Origin of the sequence: Pseudomonas marginalis (genome assembly GCF_900105325.1) — a bacterium.
In the GTDB taxonomy this organism is placed as follows: domain Bacteria; phylum Pseudomonadota; class Gammaproteobacteria; order Pseudomonadales; family Pseudomonadaceae; genus Aquipseudomonas; species Aquipseudomonas marginalis.
In genome coordinates this window covers 369,140-390,966 of the sequence record NZ_FNSU01000004.1, presented here as the reverse complement: position 1 = coordinate 390,966, position 21,827 = coordinate 369,140, and the positions used below count along the sequence as shown (strand labels likewise).

Genomic DNA, 21,827 nt, shown 5'->3' with positions numbered 1-21,827 from the left:
AGTTATCGCCAAAGCGGCAAGGAGCCCTCGTGCCCATAGTTGAAATGGAACGTCGCCAGGTCGTGGTGATTGGTGCCGGGCCATCCGGCGCGATTGCCGCCGCACTGCTCAAACGCAAAGGGCATGATGTATTGATCATCGAGCGCCAGCATTTCCCGCGCTTCTCGATCGGCGAAAGCCTGCTGTCGCACTGCATCGATTTTATCGAGGAAGCCGGCATGCTCGACGCCGTGCAGGCGGCGGGATTCCAGGTAAAAACCGGTGCCGCGTTTGCCTGGGGCGAGCGTTACAGCGCGTTCGATTTCGGTGACACCTTCAGCAACGGCAAGCCCACCACCTTCCAGGTGCAGCGCGGCGAGTTCGACAAGTTGCTGGCCGATCAGGCCGCCCACCAAGGCGTCGACATCCGCTACGGCGAAACCATCGTCGGCGTGGATTTCTCCGGTGAGTGCCGCTACCTGCATGTGCGCCGTGAGAACGGCAGCGAGTACCACATCAAGGCCAAGTTCGTGCTTGATGCCAGCGGCTACGGCCGCGTGCTGCCGCGCCTGCTCGACCTGGAGGCGCCGTCGAATTTCCCGCTGCGCCAGGCGGTGTTCACCCACGTTGAAGACCGCATCGAACACCCAGGCTTCGATCGCACCAAGATCCTGGTCACCACGCACCCTACGAAGCGCGACATCTGGTTCTGGACCATCCCGTTCAGCAACGGTCGCTGCTCGGTGGGCGTGGTCGCGGCCAAGGAGCATTTCGACGGCCGCGACAGCGATCTCGACGCTTGCCTGCGGGGTTTTATCGATGAAACCCCAAGCCTGTCCGGTGTACTGCGTCACGCTGTGTGGGATACCCCCGCGCGCACCATCGGCGGCTACTCGGCCAACGTCAAAACCCTGCACGGCCCCGGCTTTGCGCTGCTGGGCAATGCGGCGGAATTCCTCGACCCGGTGTTCTCCTCCGGCGTGACCATCGCCATGCGCTCGGCGAGCATGGCCGCCGGCGTGCTGCATCGTCAGCTCAAAGGCGAAACGGTGGACTGGCAAACCGAGTTTGCCGAGCCGCTCAAGCGCGGTGTCGACACCTTCCGCTGCTATGTCGAAGGCTGGTATGCAGGCACCTTCCAGGATGTGATTTTCCACCCCGGCAGCTCACCGGACATTCGCCGGATGATCAGTTCGATCCTCGCAGGTTACGCGTGGGACGAACGCAACCCGTTTGTCAGCGAGCCCAAGCGGCGCTTGCGGATGTTGTCGGAAATTTGTGCGAGTGAACCGGTATGACGTCTCAATACCTGAGTAAAAACTACGTCGAAGAAACCCGCTTCGGCTTCTGGTTCCTGCGCAGCCATACCTGGCAGCACCATGTATTGCGCGTGGCAATCAACGACCTGCGCAGCCTGTTCACCGACCCGTTGCCCGAGGCGCCGGTGCTGCTGGACGCCGGTTGCGGCCAGGGCAAGTCATTCCAGTACTTGCAGCAGGCGTTTGCCCCCGCGCGCCTGATCGGCCTGGATGCCGACCCCCACAGCCTGGAACTGAGCAAGGCCGAAGCCGCGCGCCAGGGCTTGGCCATCGAATTGATCGGCAGTGACTGCGCCACCCTCGATGTGCCGGACGCCAGCGTCGACATCCTGTTCTGCCACCAGACCTTCCATCACTTGGTTGAACAGCATCGCGCACTCAAGGAGTTCTACCGGGTGCTCAAGCCGGGCGGTTACTTGCTGTTTGCCGAATCCACCGAAGCCTATATCGACACCTGGGTCATTCGCTGGCTGTTCCGCCATCCCATGCATGTGCAGAAAAGCGCCGAAGAGTACCTGCAGATGCTCCGCGAGCAGGGCTTTGAGTTCGACCCGCAGAACGTTTCGTACCCCTACCTGTGGTGGAGCCGTTCCCGCGACTTCGGCCTGCTGGAGCGCTGGGGCCTGCGTAACCCGCCGCCGGTGGGCCAGCGTGAGGAAACCCTGGTCAACTGCGTGGCGCGCAAACCCCTGGCGAGCGCCGCACCATGATGCGCAGCCTATTGATCGGTTGCCTGTTGCTGCTGAGCGCCTGCGCCAGCCAGCCGCCGCTGCCTGAAAAAACCCCGGCCTTGGCCTTGCCGCTACAGCTGCATGTGCAGCGCCTGGCAGACGGCCAGAGCCAGGACTGGCTGCTGGTGATCCAACGCGAAGGCAGCGCAATCCGCTGGTCGATGATGGACCCCCTGGGCATTCCCCAGGCCCGGCAAAAACTGATCGATGGCCAGTGGCAGGCCGACGGTCTGCTGCCGCCCAATCCCCAGGCACGCGAGCTGTTTGCCGCACTGTTGTTTGCCTTGGCCTCGGCCGATGACGTGCGCGCTCTCTACCCTGGCGCCCAGGCGATGGACCTCACGCGCACCCTGCCGGGCCATTGGCAGATCGTCTACCAATCGTCAGAAGTCTTCAGTGTGAACATGAGCGGCCAGCCCTTGAGCTACCGCATCACGCCGCTCGGTGCCGCCCGATGAGCGCCTACCTCAATGCCCTCGGCGTGATTTGCGCCCTCGGCCGTGGCCAGGCCGCCGTCAGTCGCAGCCTGTTTGCCGGCGACTGCTCGGGGATGCGTGCCGAAAGCGGCTGGGTGCCGGAGCGCACGCTGCCGGTAGGCAGTGTGCACGGCGAGCTGGCGACCATTCCGACGGAACTCGGCCAGCAAAGCAGCCGCAATAACCAACTGCTGCTGGAGGCGGCGCTGCAGATCGAGGGCGAGATTCGCCAGGCGATCCACCGCTATGGCGCCTCGCGGGTCGGGGTGGTGCTCGGCACCAGCACCTCGGGCATCGACGAAGCCAGCCGCGGTATCGCCCAGTACCTGCGCGATCAGCACTTCCCCAGCGACTATGACTACCAGCAACAGGAACTCAGCGCCCCGGCGAATTTTCTCGCCGACTGGCTGCAACTGAGCGGCCCGGCCTATGTGATTTCCACCGCCTGCACCTCCAGCGCCCGGGCCTTGATGAGCGCACAACGCCTGCTCGACCTGGGAGTGTGCGACGCGGTGCTCTGCGGCGGCGTCGACAGCCTGTGCAAGCTGACCCTCAATGGGTTCGGCGCGTTGGAAGCGGTGTCCAACGAACGCTGCAACCCGTTTTCGGTGAACCGCAACGGCATCAATATCGGCGAAGCGGCGGTGCTGTTCCTGATGACTAAAACGCCTGCGGCGATCGCCCTGCTCGGCAGCGGTGCGAGTTGCGATGCGCACCATATTTCCGCGCCGGAACCCACCGGCAAAGGCGCGTTGCAGGCGATGCGCAAGGCCCTGGCCAGCGCAAAAGTGCAGCCCGGGCAGATCGGCTACCTGAACCTGCACGGCACCGCCACCCAACACAACGACGCCATGGAAAGCCTGGCCGTCGCCAGCCTGTTCCCCGACGGCGTGGCCTGCTCGTCGACCAAACCCATGAGCGGCCACACCCTGGGCGCGGCCGGCGCGCTGGAAGCCGCGTTCTGCTGGCTGAGCCTGGCCCACGGCCGGGTGCCGCCCCATGTGTGGGACGGTCAGGCCGACCCCGCGCTGCCCGCCCTGCAATGGGCGCAGGCGGGGGACACCTTGGAAAAACCCCGACTGATGAGCAACTCGTTTGCCTTCGGCGGCAACAATGTCAGCCTGATAATCGGAGAGGCCCCATGACCGATTGGCCACTCGCCGAACTGCTGCCCCACGCGGGCGACATGATCCTGATCGACCAGGTACTGTCGTTCGATGAAGAGCAGATTCACACCCGCCTCACCGTCAAGCCCGGCGGCCTGTTCAACCGCCCTGACGGCAGCCTGCCGGCCTGGGTCGGCGTCGAGTTGATGGCGCAGAGCGTCGCCGCCTACGCCGGCTGCCGCGCCCGTCAAAAGGGTGAAGCGGTGGAACTGGGCTTCCTGCTCGGCACACGCAAGTTCGAGTGCAACGTGGAACACTTCCCGGCCGGCGCCGAGTTGAACATCCACGGCCTGCGTTCCCTGGAAGACGACAACGGCATGGGTGTGTTCGAATGCCACCTCACCGGTAGCGGTATCCAGGCCAGCGCCCGCTTGAATGTATTTCGACCGCCCCAGGCGGCCAACTATTTAGATGAATCGAAGGACGAAACGCCATGACTGAACCCGTACTGGTCACCGGCTCCAGCCGTGGCATCGGCCGCGCCATTGCCCTGCGCCTGGCCCAGGCCGGGCATGACATCGTGCTGCATTGCCGCAGCGGTCGGGCCGAAGCCTGCGCGGTACAGGTCGAGATCGAGGCCCTGGGCCGCCAGGCGCGGGTGCTGCAATTCGATGTGGCGGACCGCGCCGCGTGCAAGCAGATCCTTGAAGCCGATGTTGAGCAACACGGTGCTTATTACGGCGTGGTGCTCAACGCCGGCCTGACCCGCGACGGCGCCTTCCCGGCCCTGTCCGAAGACGATTGGGACGTGGTGATGCGCACCAACCTGGATGGTTTCTACAACGTGCTGCACCCGGTGATGATGCCGATGATTCGTCGTCGCGCAGCCGGGCGTATCGTGTGCATCACCTCGGTCTCCGGGTTGATCGGCAACCGTGGCCAGGTCAACTACAGCGCCTCCAAGGCCGGCCTGATCGGTGCGGCCAAGGCCCTCGCCATCGAACTGGGCAAGCGCAGGATCACCGTCAACTGCGTCGCCCCCGGCCTGATCGACACCGCCATGCTGGATGAAAACGTACCGGTGGAAGAGCTGATGAAGATGATCCCGGCGCAACGCATGGGCACCCCGGAAGAAGTCGCCGGTGCAGTGAATTTCCTCATGTCGGCCGAAGCCGGCTATATCACGCGCCAGGTCCTGGCCGTGAATGGAGGCCTGTGCTGATGAAACGCGTCGTCGTCACCGGCATGGCCGGCGTGACCTCCCTGGGCAGCGACTGGGACACCATCGCCGCCAACTTCCGCGCCAACCGCAGCGGCATCCGACGCATGGACGAGTGGGAGCGTTTTACCGAATTGAACACGCGCCTGGCCGGGCCGGTCGATGATTTCGTCGTGCCCGCCCATTGGACGCGCAAGCAGCTGCGCAGCATGGGCCGCGTCTCGCGCCTGGCGGTGTGGGCCGCGGAACAGGCGTTGCAGGACGCGGGCTTGCTCGGTGACGAGTCGATCAAGGACGGGCGCATGGGCGTGGCCTGTGGCTCGTCCACCGGCAGTACCGATGAGATCAAGGCCTTCGGCAATATGTTGCTGAACTCGGTGGCCGAGGGGCTGAACGCCAACTCCTACGTGCGCATGATGCCCCACACCACGGCGGCGAATATCAGCATCTTCTTTGGCCTCACCGGGCGGCTGATCCCCACGTCCAGCGCGTGCACCAGCGGCAGCCAGGGCATCGGCTATGCCTATGAAGCGATCAAGTTCGGCCGCCTGCCGTTGATGCTCGCCGGCGGCGCCGAGGAGCTGTGCCCCACCGAAGCCATGGTGTTCGACGCGCTGTATGCCACCAGCCTGAAGAACGATGCGCCGCAGACCAGCCCACGTCCCTACGACAGCGGCCGCGACGGCCTGGTGATCGGCGAAGGCGGCGGCATGCTGGTGCTCGAAGAACTGGAACACGCACTGGCGCGGGGTGCGCATATCCATGCCGAGATCGTCGGCTTCGGCAGCAATGCCGACGGCCAGCACACCACGCGCCCGGAACAGAAAACCATGCGCCGCGCCATGGAGCTGGCCCTGGAAGATGCGGGCCTGGAGCCTGCCGCCATCGGCTACGTCAACGGCCACGGCACCGCCACCGACCAGGGCGACATCGCCGAGACCCAGGCCACCAGCAGCCTGTTCGGCAGCCGCATGCCCATCAGCTCGCAGAAAAGCTTCCTCGGCCACACCTTGGGCGCCTGCGGTGCGCTGGAATCGTGGTTCAGCATCGAGATGATGAACCGCGACCAATACGTGCACACCTTCAACCTGGACTCCGTCGACCCGCACTGCGGCGAGCTGGATTACCTGCAGGGTGAATTTCGCGAGATGCACCACGACTACGTGATGAACAACAACTTTGCCTTTGGCGGCGTCAATACGTCGCTGATCTTCCGCCGCTGGTCCTGACTTTTAATCGATTGGAGAATACGGAATGTCTTCCTTGCTACGCGCTACGCTGATCACCCTGGCCCTGCTGACCACCGCCGGCTGTACCAGCAAACCGATCCTCAACACCCAGCACGACCTGCCGGCCGACGCTCAGGTCAGTGAAGAGAAAATGAAAACGGTGATCGTCAATGCCCTGCAAAAACGCGAATGGACGGTGCAACGCCTGAGCCCGCAGCTGGTGCAGGCCGAGATCACCGTGCGCAACCAGTACTATGCGGCCATCGACATCCGCTACACCCGCAGCAGCTACGCCATCACCTACCGCGACAGCCGCCAACTGGGCTACAAGGACGGCAAGATCCATCGCAACTACAACCGTTGGGTGAACAACCTGGACAGCGACATCATGGCGGGATTGCGCAGCAATGGCGTGAGTGGTGAGGCAGGGTCGGCAGCGCAGTTGTTTGAGCAGACGGGAACGTCGAAGTAAAACCAAGGCCGGGCACAACCTCTGTGGCGAGCGGGCTTGTCGAATCGTCGCACCGCCAGCGTTGGGCTGCGTAGCAGCCCCATTAAGATCACCGCGTTTTTTCAGGCAGATCACAGCGTCAGATTTGGGGCTAGCCCGGTCACCACCAACAACTCCACAAACGCCTTCGCCATCGGCGTTTGTGCGCCTTTGCGCTGCACCAGCCATACCGCCGTCACCGCCTCCTGATCCAGCAAGGTGCGATAGACCACGCCATCGATGCGTATCCGTTGGTACGACGCCGGCAGCACCGACACGCCCAAGCCCGCCGCCACCAACCCGATGATGGTCATCGCCTCCCCCGCTTCCTGGGCGAAGTGCGGGCTGAAGCCGGCATCACGGGCCAGGTTGAGCAGTTGGGCGTACAGGCCACTGCCGTAGGTGCGAGGGAAAAATACAAACGGTTCCTCCGCCAGTTGCGCAAGGTACAGGCCACGCTCACTGCCCTCCACTAAGGGGTGGTCAGCGTTTAATACGGCAACCAGCGGTTCGCGCATCAGCTCGATCACACTCAATGAGTCCGGCAGCGGCAGCGGACGCATCAGCCCAACCTGGATCGACTCATCCACCAGCGACTCGGCCACTTCGGTGCTGCTCATTTCCTGCAGGTTCAGGTGCACCGCCGGGAAGGCTTGGCGAAACGCGAAGATCGCCTGCGGAATCGTGGAGTTGAACGGCGCCGACGAGGTGAAGCCAATCTTCAATTCGCCCAGTTCCCCCAACTGCGCACGGCGGGCCACGTCTGCCGCTTTGTCGACCTGGGCCAGCACCAGCCGCGCCTCGTGCAGGAACAAGCGCCCGGCCTCGCTCAGCTCGACCCGACGATTGGTACGCTCAAACAAGCGCGCGCCCACCTCCTGCTCCAGCGCCTGGATCTGCTGGCTCAATGGCGGTTGCGAAATCCCCAGCACCTGCGCGGCGCGGCCAAAGTGCAGCTCCTCGGCGACAGCGATGAAGTACCGCAGGTGACGTAGTTCCATGCCAGCCTCATTAGGTCGTAAAAGCTATCAAACGGGTCGAACAATATATTGGAAAGAATCATTAGCCAGCTATATTCTTTTTTGCATTGCCAGTCCTGGCAGGCTTTTCCTCCCCGAGGTCTCCGTGAAATCTGCTGTCGCTCCATTCGCCCAAGAAGTCCCGCCCACCGCCCTGGATGAGGTGGTGGCGCAGCTCAATGACGCGTACATCGAAAAAGGCACGCCGATGTTCATGCGCACGGTGCTGGCGCTGTTCTCCGGCGGCTTCGCCACGTTCGCCCTGCTGTATTGCGTGCAGCCGATGATGCCGGCGCTGTCCCACGAGTTCTCCATCAATGCGGCACAAAGCAGCCTGATCCTCTCAGTGGCGACGGCGATGCTGGCGCTGGGTTTGCTGATTACCGGGCCGATTTCCGACACCCTGGGCCGCAAGCCGGTGATGGTCGCCGCGTTGTTTTGCGCAGCGCTGGCGACCATCGCCAGCGGCTTGATGCCGTCCTGGGAAGGGATTTTGCTGATGCGTGCGCTGGTGGGCCTGTCCTTGAGCGGCCTGGCTGCCGTGGCGATGACGTACCTGAGCGAAGAGATCCACCCCCAGCACATCGGCCTGGCCATGGGCCTGTACATCGGCGGCAATGCCATCGGGGGCATGAGCGGGCGCCTGATCATTGGCGTACTGATCGACTTCGTCAGCTGGCACACCGCAATGCTGATCATCGGCGCCCTGGCGTTGATTGCCGCCACGGTGTTCTGGAAGATTCTCCCCGAATCGCGCAACTTCCGCGCCAGCAGCCTCAAGCCACGCAGCCTGGTGGACGGCTTCGTCATGCATTTCAAGGATGCCGGCCTGCCGTGGCTGTTCCTTGAAGCCTTCCTGCTGATGGGCGCGTTCGTGACGATGTTCAACTACATCGGCTATCGCCTGCTGGCCGACCCGTATGACCTGAGCCAGGCCGTGGTGGGCCTGCTGTCGCTGGTGTACCTCTCGGGCATCTACAGCTCGGCGAAAATCGGCTCCCTGGCCGACCGCCTCGGCCGCCGCCGCGTGCTCTGGGCCACCATCGTGCTGATGCTCGCCGGCATGGCCCTGACCCTGTTCACCCCACTGTGGCTGGTGGTGCCGGGCATGCTGATCTTCACCTTCGGCTTCTTTGGCGCCCACTCGGTGGCCAGCAGCTGGATCGGGCGCCGCGCGGTGAAAGCCAAGGGGCAGGCGTCGTCGCTGTATCTGTTTTGCTATTACGTAGGCTCAAGCATCGCCGGGACAGCGGGCGGATTCTTCTGGCACTTCGGCGGATGGAACGGCATCGGCGCGTTTATCGTGGCGCTATTGATGGGTGCGTTGCTGGTGGCGTTGAAGTTGGCGAAGTTGCCGCCGCTGACCGCCCCTTGAACAACCGGCGCCTTGAACAACATCCGCGCCATCACCCGCTTGCCTCGGCGCTCATGCATGACTACGGCGCCGATATGCAGGACCAGCATCAGCAGCAACCCCACACACGAGAGCACATGCACACGGGTATACAGGGCGATGCGGGCCGGGTCGTTGTCGAGGGGGGCGATGGAGAGCAGGTTAAAGATATTGATCGGGCGATCCATCATCAGCACGCCGGTCGCCAACACCACGGCGAGCACCAGGTACATGGCCTTGTGAACCAGCAACGCCAGGTATTCCTGCAGTGTTCGCTTGACGGAAAAGTCCAGGCCGTGGGCAAAGGAACAATAGACCCGCAAGACAAACACCGGAATATAGACAGTGGTCAGCGACACATTGAAGAACGCCACCCACGCCTTGACCGAGGCGGGCACGCTGAATACAGCCACGAAAAAACCCGACAATAACGCCCACACAATAATGACAGCCGAAACCCAATGCAGCAGTTTCTGGTTCGTTGAATACGCTGAAGTGTTCATCCTGATATCACCTGACAATAAACGCCATGCACTGGCGAGAGGAAGAGTCGGGTAGGATTTTTACCGAGGCAAGTTACCGGAGGCTGTAGGAGAAATCCCAAAGCACCCACACTACCAAGGCAGGACTTAACGAACGCTGAAACGCAACGAATCCCCCTTCGCCAGGCAAAGGGGGATCCGATTCAGGCGGGAATATTACGGGTGGTATTGCGCTGACAGCTCGTGCACGGCCTGCAGGAACGCACCCGCATGGTCCGGGTTCACTTCCGGAGTGATGCCATGGCCGAGGTTGAACACGTGGCCGCTGCCTGTGCCGTAGCTGGCCAGGATGCGACCGACTTCGGTGCGGATCGCTTCCGGCTTGGCGTACAGCACGGTCGGGTCCATGTTGCCTTGCAGCGCGACCTTGTCACCGACACGACGACGGGCATCGCCGATATCGCAGGTCCAATCCAGGCCAAGTGCATCCGCGCCAGCGTCGGCGATGCTCTCAAGCCACAGGCCACCGCCCTTGGTGAACAGGATGACCGGCACTTTGCGGCCTTCGTGTTCACGGATCAGGCCGCTGACGATCTTGCGCATGTAGGCCAGGGAGAATTCCTGGTACGCCGCCGCGGACAGGTTGCCGCCCCAGGTATCGAAGATCTGCACGGCTTGCGCACCAGCCATGATCTGGCCGTTGAGGTAGGAGGTGACCGACTGGGCCAGCTTGTCCAGCAGCAGGTGCATGGCTTGCGGGTTGTCGTAGAGCATGGCCTTGGTCTTGCGGAAGTCTTTCGACGAGCCGCCTTCGACCATATAGGTGGCCAGGGTCCATGGGCTGCCGGAGAAGCCGATCAGCGGCACGCGGCCGTTCAGCTCGCGGCGGATGGTGCTGACGGCGTCCATCACGTAGCCAAGGTCTTTGTGCGGGTCGGGGATCGGCAGGGCTTCGATATCGGCCAGGATGCTGATGACTTTCTTGAAACGCGGGCCTTCGCCGGTCTCGAAGTACAGGCCTTGGCCCATGGCGTCAGGGATGGTGAGGATGTCGGAGAAGAGGATGGCCGCGTCCAGTTGCGGGTAGCGATCCAGTGGCTGCAGCGTGACTTCGCAGGCGAACTCCGGGTTCATGCACAGGCTCATGAAGTCGCCGGCGTGGGCGCGACTGGCGCGGTATTCCGGCAGGTAGCGACCGGCCTGGCGCATCATCCACACAGGGGTGACGTCCACGGGTTGCTTGAGCAGGGCACGAAGGAAACGGTCGTTCTTGAGGGCAGTCATGTCGGCATCCGCAAAAAAAGTGCGGGCATTTTCTCAGAGCGCGACGCAAAAGGCACGGCAAGAGCGGTGCCTTTTGTCTATCGGGTCAATTTGTCGCGGTAGCTAGCTGTGGTGAGGGGGCTTGCCCCCCGTCGGGTTCACCGCAGATCAAAGGGGCTGCTTCGCAGCCCGGCGCGGGACAAGCCCGCTCACCACAGCAAGCCCCCTCCCACAGTTTGATCCCCTTTCAACCTGGGATCAGGGTCAGACTTGCAGGTAGTCCAGGATCCCTTCGGCGGCATTGCGGCCTTCGAAGATCGCCGTCACCACCAAGTCAGAGCCGCGCACCATGTCGCCACCGGCGAAGATTTTCGGGTTGCTGGTCTGGTGCTTGTACTGGCCTTGTTCCGGGGCGACAACGCGGCCCTGGCTGTCGGTCTGGATCTCGAACTGCTCGAACCACGGCGCCGGGCTTGGGCGGAAACCGAAAGCGATGACCACGGCGTCGGCCGGGATGATCTCTTCGGAGCCCGGGATCGGCTCGGGGCTGCGGCGGCCACGGGCGTCCGGTTCGCCGAGACGGGTCTCGACCACCTTCACGCCTTCGACGCGGTCTTCACCGACGATGGCGATCGGCTGGCGGTTGTAGAGGAATTTCACGCCTTCTTCCTTGGCGTTCTTCACCTCTTTGCGCGAGCCGGGCATGTTGGCTTCGTCACGGCGATACGCACAGGTCACCGACTTGGCGCCCTGGCGGATCGAGGTACGGTTGCAGTCCATCGCGGTGTCGCCGCCGCCGAGGACCACGACCTTCTTGCCTTTCATGTCGACGAAATCTTCCGGCGACTTTTCAAAGCCCAGATTGCGGTTGACGTTGGCGATCAGGAAGTCCAACGCGTCGTAAACGCCCGGCAGGTCCTCACCGGCAAAGCCGCCCTTCATGTAGGTGTAGGTGCCCATGCCCATGAACACCGCATCGTATTCTTCGAGCAGTTGCTCCATGGTCACGTCTTTGCCGATCTCCGTGTTCAGGCGGAACTCGATGCCCATGCCGGTGAAGACTTCGCGGCGATTGCTCAACACGGTCTTTTCCAGCTTGAACTCGGGGATGCCGAAGGTCAGCAGGCCGCCGATTTCCGGGTTCTTGTCGAACACCACCGGGGTCACGCCGCCGCGCACCAGCACGTCGGCACAGCCCAGGCCCGCCGGGCCCGCACCGATGATCGCGACACGCTTGCCGGTCGGCTTTACCTTGGACATGTCCGGACGCCAGCCCATGGCGAACGCGGTATCGGTGATGTACTTCTCCACCGAACCGATGGTCACCGCGCCGAAGCCGTCGTTCAGGGTGCAGGCACCCTCGCACAGGCGGTCCTGCGGGCACACCCGGCCGCAAACTTCCGGCAGGGTGTTGGTCTGGTGGGACAGCTCGGCGGCGGCGAGGATGTTGCCCTCGGCCACCAGCTTGAGCCAGTTGGGAATGAAGTTGTGCACCGGGCACTTCCATTCGCAATACGGGTTACCGCAACCCAGGCAGCGGTGGGCCTGATCGGCCGAATGCTGGGGTTTGAAGGGCTCGTAGATTTCCACGAACTCTTTCTTGCGTTGACGCAACAGTTTCTTCTTCGGATCTTTGCGCCCGACATCGATGAACTGGAAGTCGTTATTCAGACGTTCAGCCATGTTAAAACCTCATCAAACTCTTCAGGCGCATATCACTGCGGGTTGGCACGGATGCTGGAAAGCAACGATTTCAGGTTGGCAGCCTTGGGCTTGACCAGCCAGAAACGACGCAGGTAATCATCGAGGTTTTCGGCGAGGTTACGCCCCCATTCGCTGCCGGTCTCCTCGACGTACTCGTCCAGCACGTGCTGCAAGTGGTTCCGGTAGGATTCCATGGCTTCGCCGCTGATCCGCTGGATCTCGACCAACTCGTGGTTGACCTTGTCGACGAAGGTGTTGTCCTGGTCGAGCACGTAGGCGAAACCGCCGGTCATGCCCGAACCGAAGTTGTAACCGGTCTTGCCCAATACCGCGACAAAGCCCCCGGTCATGTACTCGCAGCAGTGATCGCCAGTGCCTTCCACCACGGTGTGGGCACCGGAGTTACGCACGGCGAAACGCTCACCGGCCGTACCGGCGGCGAACAGCTTGCCACCGGTGGCACCGTACAGGCAGGTGTTGCCGATGATGGCACTGTCCTGGGTCTTGTAGACGCTACCTTTGGGCGGAACGATGACCAGCTTGCCGCCGGTCATGCCCTTGCCTACGTAGTCGTTGGCGTCGCCTTCCAGGTACATGTGCAGGCCGCCGGCGTTCCAGACGCCGAAGCTCTGGCCCGCAGTGCCCTTGAAGCGGAAGGTGATTGGCGCTTTCGCCATGCCCTGGTTGCCATGCTTGCGTGCGATTTCGCCGGAGATGCGTGCGCCGATGGAACGGTCGCAGTTGCAGATATCCAGGGCGAATTCGCCACCACTGGCGTCGTTGATCGAGGAACCGGCCATTTCGACCATCTTCTCGGCCAGCAGGCCCTTGTCGAACGGCGGGTTGCGATCCACCTGGCAGAATTGTGGCTTGTCTGCCGGGATGTGATCGCTGCCCAACAACGGCGTCAGGTCCAGGTGCTGTTGCTTGGCGGTCTGGCCTTCGAGGATGTCCAGCAGATCGGTGCGACCGATCAGCTCTTCCAGGGAACGCACGCCCAGCTTGGCCAGCCACTCACGGGTTTCTTCGGCGACGTAGGTGAAGAAGTTCACCACCATGTCGACGGTGCCGATGTAGTGATCCTTGCGCAGCTTTTCGTTTTGAGTGGCGACGCCGGTGGCGCAGTTGTTCAGGTGGCAGATGCGCAGGTATTTGCAGCCCAGGGCGATCATCGGCGCGGTGCCGAAACCGAAGCTCTCGGCGCCGAGGATGGCGGCCTTGATCACGTCGAGGCCGGTCTTCAGGCCGCCGTCGGTCTGCACCCGCACTTTGCCGCGCAGGTCGTTGCCGCGCAGGGTCTGGTGGGTTTCCGCCAGGCCGAGTTCCCACGGCGCGCCGGCGTACTTGATCGAGGTCAGCGGCGATGCGCCGGTGCCGCCGTCGTAGCCGGAGATGGTGATCAGGTCGGCATAGGCCTTGGCCACGCCGGCGGCGATGGTACCGACGCCCGCTTCTGCGACCAGTTTCACCGAGACCAGGGCCTGCGGGTTGACTTGCTTCAGGTCGAAAATCAGCTGCGACAAGTCTTCAATCGAGTAGATGTCGTGGTGCGGCGGCGGCGAGATCAGGGTCACGCCCGGTACCGCATAACGCAGCTTGGCGATCAGGCCATTGACCTTGCCGCCCGGCAGTTGGCCGCCCTCACCGGGCTTGGCGCCCTGGGCCACCTTGATCTGCAGCACTTCGGCGTTGACCAGGTATTCCGGGGTCACACCGAAACGGCCAGTGGCAACCTGCTTGATTTTCGAGCTCTTGATGGTGCCGTAGCGCGCCGGGTCTTCACCGCCTTCACCGGAGTTGGAACGCGCGCCCAGGCGGTTCATGGCTTCGGCCAGGGCTTCGTGGGCCTCAGGCGACAAGGCGCCCAGGGAAATACCGGCAGAGTCGAAGCGCTTGAGGATCGATTCCAGCGGTTCGATTTCGCTGATGGCCAGCGGCGTATCCAGGGTCTTCACCTTGAACAGGTCGCGGATCATCGACACCGGGCGGTTATCCACCAGCGCGGTGTATTCCTTGAACTTGGCGTAGTCGCCCTGCTGCACGGCGGCTTGCAGGGTACTCACCACGTCCGGGTTGTAGGCGTGGTATTCGCCACCGTGCACGAACTTGAGCAGGCCACCTTGCTGGATCGGCTTGCGCGCGCTCCAGGCTTCGGCGGCCAGGGCTTTCTGTTCGGCTTCGATGTCGACGAAACGCGCACCCTTGATGCGGCTCGGCACGCCACGGAAGCTCAGCTCGCAAACTTCTTCCGACAGGCCGATGGCTTCGAACAGCTGCGCGCCACGGTAGGAGGTGACGGTGGAGATGCCCATCTTCGACAGGATCTTCAGCAGGCCCTTGGTGATGCCCTTGCGGTAGTTCTTGAACACCTCGTAGAGGTCGCCCAGTACTTCACCGGTACGGATCAGGTCACCCAGCACTTCATAAGCGAGGAAAGGGTACACCGCCGAGGCGCCGAAGCCGATCAACACCGCAAAGTGGTGCGGGTCGCGGGCGGTGGCGGTTTCCACGAGGATGTTGGAGTCGCAGCGCAGGCCTTTTTCGGTCAGGCGGTGGTGCACCGCGCCGGTGGCCAGAGACGCGTGGATCGGCAATTTGCCTGGAGCGATATGACGGTCGGTCAGCACGATCTGGGTACGCCCGGCGCGCACGGCTTCTTCGGCCTGGTCGGCGACGTTGCGCACAGCGGCTTCAAGGCCGAGGCTCTCGTCGTAGTTCAGGTCGATGATCTGGCGGTCGAAACCCGGCCGCTCCAGGGTCATCAGCGAACGCCACTTGGCCGGGGAAACGACCGGCGAGCTGAGGATCACGCGGGAGGCGTGCTCAGGCGACTCCTGGAAGATGTTGCGCTCGGCACCGAGGCACACTTCCAGGGACATCACGATGGCTTCGCGCAGCGGGTCGATCGGTGGGTTGGTCACCTGGGCGAACTGCTGGCGGAAATAGTCATACGGCGTGCGCACGCGCTGGGACAGCACGGCCATCGGCGTGTCATCGCCCATGGAGCCGACCGCCTCGTAGCCCTGCTCGCCGAGCGGGCGCAGGACCTGGTCGCGCTCTTCGAACGTGACCTGGTACATCTTCATGTACTGCTTGAGCTGGTCGATGTCGTAGAACGCCGAACCGTGGTCGTTGTCTTCCATGGTCGCCTGGATGCGCAGGGCGTTCTTGCGCAGCCATTGCTTGTACGGGTGACGGGACTTCAAGCGGTTGTCGATGGCATCGGTGTCGAGGATCTGGCCGGTTTCGGTGTCCACGGCGAGGATCTGGCCAGGGCCTACACGGCCCTTGGCGATAACGTCTTGCGGCTTGTAGTTCCACACGCCGATTTCCGACGCCAGGGTGATGAAACCGTTGGTGGTCGTGACCCAGCGGGCCGGGCGCAGACCGTTACGGTCGAGCAGGCACACCGCGTAGCGACCGTCGGTCATGACCACGCCGGCCGGGCCGTCCCACGGCTCCATGTGCATCGAGTTGTACTCGTAGAATGCACGCAGATCCGGGTCCATGGTCTCGACGTTCTGCCACGCAGGCGGAATGATCATACGCACGCCACGGAACAGGTCGATGCCGCCGGTGACCATCAGCTCGAGCATGTTGTCCATGCTGGAGGAGTCGGAGCCCACGCGGTTGACCAGTGGGCCGAGCTCTTCCAGGTCCATCAAATCGTTGGCGAACTTGGTGCGACGGGCCACGGCCCAGTTGCGGTTGCCGGTGATGGTGTTGATCTCGCCGTTGTGGGCGAGGAAGCGGAATGGCTGGGCCAGCGGCCATTTCGGCAGGGTGTTGGTGGAGAAGCGCTGGTGGAACACGCAAATGGCGGTTTGCAGGCGCTCATCGCTCAGGTCTGGATAGAAGGCGGTCAAGTCCGCCGGCATCATCAGGCCTTTATAAATGATGGTCTTGTGGGAAAAGCTGCAGATGTAGTGGTCGACATCGGCGGCGTTGGCCACGGACGAGCGACGACGGGAGGTGAACAGCTTGATCGCCATATCCTGGTCGCTCAGGCCGTCGCCTGCGATGAACACTTGTTCGATCTGCGGCAGGCGTTCCAGGGCCAGGCGGCCGAGCACGCTGGTGTCGATCGGCACTTTACGCCAGCCCACCAGCTGCAGGCCGGCAGCGATGATCTCGCGGTTCATGTTCTCGCGAGCGGCTTCGGCTTTGACCGGGTCCTGGTTGAAAAATACCATGCCCACGGCGTACTGCTTGGGCAGGTCGACCGCGAAATGCTCCTTGGCGACCGCGCGCAGGAACTGGTCGGGCTTTTGAATCAGCAAGCCGCAACCGTCACCGGTCTTGCCGTCGGCGTTGATCCCACCGCGGTGGGTCATGCAGGTCAGGGCCTCGATGGCCGTTTGCAAAAGGGTATGACTGGGCTCGCCCTGCATATGGGCTATCAGGCCGAAACCGCAGTTATCCTTGAATTCATCGGGTTGGTACAGACCTGCTTTCATAGACACTTTCTCACCAGGCTGCCTCTTATATCGAGGCAAATTTCTTTTCAATTCAACCGGTTACCTTCCACGCCGAACGTACGCCGGCTTAGCGGGGGCAAAAGGGAGGTCATTGTACACACCGACACAGACGCTCACAAATTTAGCGACGAAATGTCGCAAATCTATGTCGCATTTATGAAAGGTTTAAAGCGATATGCTGTGCTAGTCAAAACTTTTTTAATTCTGACCGCTACGACTCAAAAGCTACTGTAACGCAGACACCACAAAGCGCGCGGCCTGGAGGGGCTGCACGCCTTGCGATCTTTTTTGAGGTGCCGGGAGGGCGGCCTGGGTAAGGCCGCCGGATCTTCAGCGAGTTGCTGCCAGTTCTTGTTGAACGCTGGCGACAGTGCGAGGCCAAGGTTTACCAGCCTGAACCTTCGCTGGCAAGGCTTTGATGGCGGAATCAGCTGCGGCACGGCTTGGGAAACTGCCGTAGGTGATCACGTAGAGAGGCTTGCCGTTGAGCACTTTCTTGAAATAACGGTATTCGCCGCCCTGCTCTTTCACGAACGCCTGGGCGTTCGCTTCGGAGCTGGTGCCGAGGATCTGCACGACGAAGTTGCCGGTGGGCTGGCTGCTGTACCAACTGCTGCCGGCCTTGGCGACGGTGGCTGCCGGCTTTTCAGCCGGTTTGGCGGCTGGCGCCGGAGCCGGCTTCGCCACTGGCGCCGCAGGCTTGGCAGTGGCAACGGTCGGTGCCGGGGTCGGCTTGGCGGCTGGCGCCACAGGGGTCGCTGGCGTACCTGCGGGAACGCCCGCAGGTGGCGCAGTAGTGGTCACGGTCGGCGGTGTGGCGCTGGAGCCTTCCACCGGCACACCGTCGTCGCCTTCGGAGATACCACCGGCTTCTTCCGCGAGCGGGCCACGCATCACCGGCTGGCCCACCATCGGCAGGTTGGTCGGCTGACCGGAATTGGCGAACTCGACATTCGGCGTGGGCTTGCCCAGTGGCAACTGCGCCTGTTCGGTTGGCGCACCGGCGGTGGTCGGCGCCTTGCTGCGACCCGGAATCAACCAGGCGGCGGCAACAGCAACCACGACAACGGCGGAAATTGCCAATACGTGCTTCTTAGGCATAGTGAACCCCATCTTTGGACGCTTGACCGCAGAGCGGCTGGCAATCATGGCTTCGATCATGGCATCGCGGGCGACCTGGTTGATGGTGCCAGGCCAGCCGTCGGAGCTTTCGTGAATATCAGAGATCTGCGCAGCGGAGAAAAGTTCGATGCCCTGCCCTGCGCCTTCGAGGCGTTGAGCCAGGTATTCCCGGGTTTCGTCCTCTTCGTACGGTTGCAGTTCGATAACGTGGAACAGCTCCTGATCACCGCTGATCTGCTCCAGATCGGCGATCAACGACGATTCACCGAACAGGAACACATGGGGGCGACCTTCCGGCGTGCCCGCCGCCAGCGCCAACAGCGCTTCCAGGGCGGACTCGTCGAGCTGCTCGGCGTCATCCACCAGCAGGTAGACTTCCTGGCCGGTCAGACCCAGTTGCACCACCTGCTTGAGGATCGCATTCGGCTCGGCAGTGGCCACATCCAGCGCCTGGGCTACCTGACGCAGCACGCCCGCCGCATCACCGGCGCCACGGGCAGACACCACCACGCTCTGTACGGACTGTTTGTTGGTACTGGCCACCAGGGCCTGGCGCAGCAAGGTCTTGCCGCTGCCCAACGGGCCCGTGACAACCAGCAGCAACTGGCTGTAGCGCGCGAGATGGTGCAGTTGCCCCAGCACCGGCTTGCGCTGGGCCGGGAAAAATTTGAAACCAGGCACCCGTGGAGCAAAAGGGTCGTGGCTTAACTGGTAATGGCCGAGGAACGCCTCGTCGGCATGCAAACTAGTCATCGGGATCTTATTAACCTTTCAGCTGAGCCAGGGCGCGGTAATCCGCTCCCAGCGTGGCCTGTAAAATCTCTTTCGGATAATCGTCGGTCACTACCGCTTCGCCCATATGGCGCAACAGCACCAGTCGCAGGCGACCGTCGATCACTTTCTTGTCTATCGCCATATGTTCGAGGAAGTCCGCCTCAGTCATCTCTTCCGGCGGGATAACCGGCAAACCGGCACGCTGGAACAGGCGGATGCCGCGATCCCGCTCCTGGGCGCTGATCCAGCCCAGACGTTGCGACATTTCCAATGCCATCACTGTGCCAGCCGCTACGGCCTCCCCATGCAACCACACACCATAGCCCATGTGCGTTTCGATCGCATGGCCGAAGGTGTGGCCCAGGTTCAAGGTGGCCCGCACACCGGACTCCCGCTCGTCGGCATTCACCACCAGCGCCTTGGCGGCGCAGGAGCGGGAAATCGCCTCGGTGAGCGCAACCTGGTCGAGTGCGCGCAGGGCGTCCACATGTTCTTCCAGCCAGGCCAGGAAGGGTTCGTCGCAGATCAACCCGTACTTGATGACTTCCGCCAGGCCCGCCGACAGTTCCCGCGGTGGCAAGGTGTTGAGGGTCGCGGTGTCGATCAGCACGGCCTGGGGTTGGTAGAACGCGCCAACCATATTTTTGCCCAGGGGGTGGTTGATACCGGTCTTGCCGCCCACCGACGAATCGACCTGGGACAACAGGGTGGTCGGCACCTGGATAAAGTCCACGCCGCGCTGGTAGCAGGCCGCCGCAAAGCCGGCCATGTCGCCGATCACACCGCCGCCCAGGGCAATCACGGTGGTTCGGCGGTCATGGCGTGCGGTCAGCAGGCCATCAAAGATCAGTTGCAGGGTTTCCCAGTTCTTGTGGGCTTCGCCATCGGGCAGAATCACGGAGATCACTGAGTACGCCGCCAGGCTGCGGCTCAGACGCTCAAGATACAGCGGCGCGACCGTCTCGTTGGAGATGATTGCCACCTGCCGCCCGGCAATGTGCGGGGCCAGCAATTCGGGCTGGTCCAGCAGACCTTCGCCAATATGGATCGGGTAGCTGCGCTCGCCTAGATCGACCTTAAGTGTCTGCATGTGTCCCCGCGTTGAAGATGTATTGACGACCGGTAACGTCGAGATCTGACGTTGCCTGATGGCTCTACGCCACACCCCGCAGGGTGATAGCGCGCCGCCGAGAATAGCGCATTTCGGGCCTGGCTTTAACGGGGTGGCAGCCGTTGCAGGCGCTCGAGAATGTCGAGAACCACCATCCTAGGCGGCCGCTCATCGGTTTCCACCACCAGATCGGCGATTTCCCGATACAGCGGATCGCGCAGCGCGAGGAGGTCGCGCAAGGTTTTTTCCGGGTTCGCCGTGCGCAGCAAAGGACGATTGCGATCACGGGCGGTACGCCCCACCTGCTGCTCGACCGACGCATGCAGATAGACCACCCGACCACCGGCATGCAGCGCCCGCCGATTTTCATCGCGCATCACCGCGCCGCCGCCGGTGGCCAATACCACGCCATCGCAGCCGCACAGCTCGGCAATCATCGCCTGCTCGCGGTCGCGAAAGCCCAGCTCGCCTTCCTTATCGAAGATCCATGGGATATTGGCACCCGTGCGCAATTCAATTTCCTTGTCGGAATCTTTGAATGGCAGGCGCAGCTCTTTGGCCAGCAATCGGCCGATGGTGCTTTTTCCAGCCCCCATCGGTCCTACAAGAATCAAATTTCGCACAGAATCAACGACTCACAGCAATCGCCTGGTTATTCATAATACGCGGAGTCAGGAATACCAGCAGCTCGGATTTTTTCTCCGCCAGCACATCGCGCCGGAAAAGGCGGCCAAGATACGGCACATCGCCCAAAAATGGCACTTTATCTACCACTTTGCTTTGGGTATTGGAGAAAACCCCGCCGATGACGATGGTCTCGCCATCCTTGACCAGCACCTTGGCATTCACCTCGTTTTTCTTGATCGGCGGTACGTCGTTGAGTTTGTTGAGATAGTCGGGCTCATCCTTGGTGACCTTGACCACCATGATCACATGGTCATCGGGGGTGATCTGCGGCGTGACCTCCAACGACAGGGACGCCTCCTTGAACGACACCGAGGTAGCACCTTGAGAGGTGGATTCCTGATAGGGAATTTCGGTGCCCTTCAGAATGCGCGCGGTTTCCTTGTCGGAAGTGACCACCTTGGGCTGCGAGACGATTTCGCCATTGCCGGTTTTCTCCATGGCGGTCAGTTCCAGGTCCAGCAGGAGGTTATCGGTGATAAAGGCGATGCCCAGGCCCGAGGTACCCGTGAGTGAACCCAGGTCGACAAATGGCGAGCCGGGCACGTTTTCCGGCGCCTGGGCACCGTCCGGCAAAGGCTTCTGGATCCCCCCGGCAGCCCAATTCCCGCGATTGAGCCGCCCACCCCAGCGCGCGCCCAGGCTTTTGTCGTAGTCGACATTGGCCTCGACAATACGCGCTTCGATCATCACCTGGCGCACCGGCACATCCAGTTGCGCCACGATCCGCCGCAACTCTTCCAGGCGCTCGCCGGTCTGGAAGGCAATGATGTTATTGGTGCGGTCATCCACTGCCACTGAACCACGCTCATCGGTCGTGCCTTCAAAGCCGCTCACCGACTGAAACAGCTTGGCCAGGTCTGCCGCCTTGGCGTGGTTGACTTGCAGTAGCTCACGGCGCAGCGGCGCCAGGTCAGCCATCTGCTTGCGCGATTCCAGCGCCAGCAGTTCCCGTGCAGCCAACTCCTCGGCCGGCGCCACCAGCAGGACACCAGCCTTTATCCGTTTATCCAAGCCTTTGGTTTGCAGCACCAGGTCCAGCGCCTGATCCCAGGGCACGCCTTTGAGCCGCAGGGTGATAGAGCCCTGTACGTCATCGCCGACCACCAGATTGAGGCCCGCCACGTCGGCGATTTGCTGCAAGGCAGCACGCAGTCCGATGTCCTGGAAGTTGAGGTTCAGCTTTTCACCGCTATAGGCGCCCGAACCCGCGCTGCCGGGAGGCGGTAGCTGGATCAGGTCCACACG

General features: G+C 62.5%; 16 protein-coding genes and 2 pseudogenes. 9 read left to right on the top strand and 9 right to left on the bottom strand.

The window, feature by feature from the left end:
- The first annotated feature begins 29 nt into the window (after positions 1-29).
- Genes BLW22_RS32375 through BLW22_RS32340 form a run of 8 tightly spaced genes read left to right on the top strand, consistent with a single transcriptional unit; the run spans position 30 to position 6,531 of the window.
- Complete coding sequence (locus BLW22_RS32375) at positions 30-1,277, top strand: NAD(P)/FAD-dependent oxidoreductase (protein ID WP_074848503.1); 1,248 nt, start codon at positions 30-32, stop codon at positions 1,275-1,277.
- Positions 1,274-2,008, top strand: coding sequence for a class I SAM-dependent methyltransferase (locus BLW22_RS32370; protein WP_074848501.1), 735 nt, complete (start codon positions 1,274-1,276; stop codon positions 2,006-2,008). Before BLW22_RS32375 ends, BLW22_RS32370 begins: the two co-directional genes overlap by 4 nt.
- Positions 2,005-2,487 (top strand): hypothetical protein, encoded by a 483-nt coding sequence (locus tag BLW22_RS32365; RefSeq protein ID WP_074848499.1) that lies wholly within the window; start codon positions 2,005-2,007, stop codon positions 2,485-2,487. Before BLW22_RS32370 ends, BLW22_RS32365 begins: the two co-directional genes overlap by 4 nt.
- Entirely contained in the window at positions 2,484-3,650 is a 1,167-nt protein-coding gene (locus BLW22_RS32360; protein WP_027604990.1) for a beta-ketoacyl-[acyl-carrier-protein] synthase family protein, read from the top strand. Before BLW22_RS32365 ends, BLW22_RS32360 begins: the two co-directional genes overlap by 4 nt.
- Positions 3,647-4,108, top strand: a complete 462-nt coding sequence (locus BLW22_RS32355) for a hotdog family protein (RefSeq protein ID WP_027604991.1) — start codon at positions 3,647-3,649, stop codon at positions 4,106-4,108. Before BLW22_RS32360 ends, BLW22_RS32355 begins: the two co-directional genes overlap by 4 nt.
- Entirely contained in the window at positions 4,105-4,833 is a 729-nt protein-coding gene (gene fabG / locus BLW22_RS32350) for a 3-oxoacyl-ACP reductase FabG (RefSeq protein ID WP_065925701.1), read from the top strand. Before BLW22_RS32355 ends, fabG begins: the two co-directional genes overlap by 4 nt.
- Positions 4,833-6,059, top strand: a complete 1,227-nt coding sequence (locus BLW22_RS32345) for a beta-ketoacyl-ACP synthase (RefSeq protein ID WP_065925702.1) — start codon at positions 4,833-4,835, stop codon at positions 6,057-6,059. Before fabG ends, BLW22_RS32345 begins: the two co-directional genes overlap by 1 nt.
- Before the next feature lie 25 nt (positions 6,060-6,084).
- Complete coding sequence (locus BLW22_RS32340) at positions 6,085-6,531, top strand: hypothetical protein (protein ID WP_065925703.1); 447 nt, start codon at positions 6,085-6,087, stop codon at positions 6,529-6,531.
- Positions 6,532-6,641: 110 nt separating this feature from the next.
- On the opposite strand, the gene BLW22_RS32335 is transcribed toward BLW22_RS32340, so the two are convergent.
- Positions 6,642-7,550: a LysR family transcriptional regulator gene (locus BLW22_RS32335; RefSeq protein ID WP_074848497.1), complete on the bottom strand. Its 909-nt coding sequence runs from the start codon at positions 7,548-7,550 to the stop codon at positions 6,642-6,644.
- Positions 7,551-7,722: 172 nt separating this feature from the next.
- Between BLW22_RS32335 and BLW22_RS32330 the strand changes: the two genes are divergently transcribed.
- Positions 7,723-8,943, top strand: a complete 1,221-nt coding sequence (locus BLW22_RS32330; RefSeq protein WP_370671259.1) for an MFS transporter — start codon at positions 7,723-7,725, stop codon at positions 8,941-8,943.
- A 26-nt stretch (positions 8,944-8,969) separates the two neighbouring features.
- Here BLW22_RS32330 and BLW22_RS32325 read toward each other — a convergent pair.
- The 8 genes and pseudogenes from BLW22_RS32325 to BLW22_RS32285 all read right to left on the bottom strand — a co-directional run.
- Positions 8,970-9,464, bottom strand: a pseudogene (locus tag BLW22_RS32325) (cytochrome b/b6 domain-containing protein); the annotation flags it as partial.
- 195 nt (positions 9,465-9,659) lie between these two features.
- Positions 9,660-10,727: a uroporphyrinogen decarboxylase gene (gene hemE / locus BLW22_RS32320; protein ID WP_074848491.1), complete on the bottom strand. Its 1,068-nt coding sequence runs from the start codon at positions 10,725-10,727 to the stop codon at positions 9,660-9,662.
- A gap of 243 nt (positions 10,728-10,970) precedes the next feature.
- Entirely contained in the window at positions 10,971-12,389 is a 1,419-nt protein-coding gene (locus BLW22_RS32315) for an FAD-dependent oxidoreductase (protein ID WP_053140574.1), read from the bottom strand.
- Between the two features lie 32 nt (positions 12,390-12,421).
- On the bottom strand, positions 12,422-16,867 hold the full coding sequence (gltB, locus tag BLW22_RS32310; protein ID WP_065946654.1) for a glutamate synthase large subunit: 4,446 nt from the start codon (positions 16,865-16,867) through the stop codon (positions 12,422-12,424).
- A 351-nt stretch (positions 16,868-17,218) separates the two neighbouring features.
- Complete coding sequence (locus tag BLW22_RS32300) at positions 17,219-18,763, bottom strand: SPOR domain-containing protein (protein ID WP_027605003.1); 1,545 nt, start codon at positions 18,761-18,763, stop codon at positions 17,219-17,221.
- 10 nt (positions 18,764-18,773) lie between these two features.
- On the bottom strand, positions 18,774-19,874 hold the full coding sequence (aroB, locus tag BLW22_RS32295; protein ID WP_027605004.1) for a 3-dehydroquinate synthase: 1,101 nt from the start codon (positions 19,872-19,874) through the stop codon (positions 18,774-18,776).
- Positions 19,875-19,999: 125 nt separating this feature from the next.
- Entirely contained in the window at positions 20,000-20,518 is a 519-nt protein-coding gene (gene aroK, locus BLW22_RS32290) for a shikimate kinase AroK (protein WP_003171222.1), read from the bottom strand.
- 4 nt (positions 20,519-20,522) lie between these two features.
- Positions 20,523-21,779, bottom strand: a pseudogene (locus BLW22_RS32285) (type IV pilus secretin PilQ); the annotation flags it as partial.
- Between the last annotated feature and the right edge of the window lie 48 nt (positions 21,780-21,827).

Excerpts from the sequence above, each read along its gene's own strand:
- BLW22_RS32365 (WP_074848499.1), top strand. The coding sequence starts at position 2,005 with ATGATGCGCAGCCTATTGATCGGTTGCCTGTTGCTGCTGAGCGCCTGC.
- fabG (WP_065925701.1), top strand. The coding sequence starts at position 4,105 with ATGACTGAACCCGTACTGGTCACCGGCTCCAGCCGTGGCATCGGCCGC.
- BLW22_RS32300 (WP_027605003.1), bottom strand. The coding sequence starts at position 18,763 with ATGACTAGTTTGCATGCCGACGAGGCGTTCCTCGGCCATTACCAGTTA.
- aroB (WP_027605004.1), bottom strand. The coding sequence starts at position 19,874 with ATGCAGACACTTAAGGTCGATCTAGGCGAGCGCAGCTACCCGATCCAT.
- BLW22_RS32370 (WP_074848501.1), top strand. The coding sequence starts at position 1,274 with ATGACGTCTCAATACCTGAGTAAAAACTACGTCGAAGAAACCCGCTTC.
- BLW22_RS32335 (WP_074848497.1), bottom strand. The coding sequence starts at position 7,550 with ATGGAACTACGTCACCTGCGGTACTTCATCGCTGTCGCCGAGGAGCTG.
- BLW22_RS32345 (WP_065925702.1), top strand. The coding sequence starts at position 4,833 with ATGAAACGCGTCGTCGTCACCGGCATGGCCGGCGTGACCTCCCTGGGC.
- hemE (WP_074848491.1), bottom strand. The coding sequence starts at position 10,727 with ATGACTGCCCTCAAGAACGACCGTTTCCTTCGTGCCCTGCTCAAGCAA.
- BLW22_RS32340 (WP_065925703.1), top strand. The coding sequence starts at position 6,085 with ATGTCTTCCTTGCTACGCGCTACGCTGATCACCCTGGCCCTGCTGACC.
- BLW22_RS32315 (WP_053140574.1), bottom strand. The coding sequence starts at position 12,389 with ATGGCTGAACGTCTGAATAACGACTTCCAGTTCATCGATGTCGGGCGC.
- gltB (WP_065946654.1), bottom strand. The coding sequence starts at position 16,867 with ATGAAAGCAGGTCTGTACCAACCCGATGAATTCAAGGATAACTGCGGT.
- BLW22_RS32360 (WP_027604990.1), top strand. The coding sequence starts at position 2,484 with ATGAGCGCCTACCTCAATGCCCTCGGCGTGATTTGCGCCCTCGGCCGT.
- BLW22_RS32355 (WP_027604991.1), top strand. The coding sequence starts at position 3,647 with ATGACCGATTGGCCACTCGCCGAACTGCTGCCCCACGCGGGCGACATG.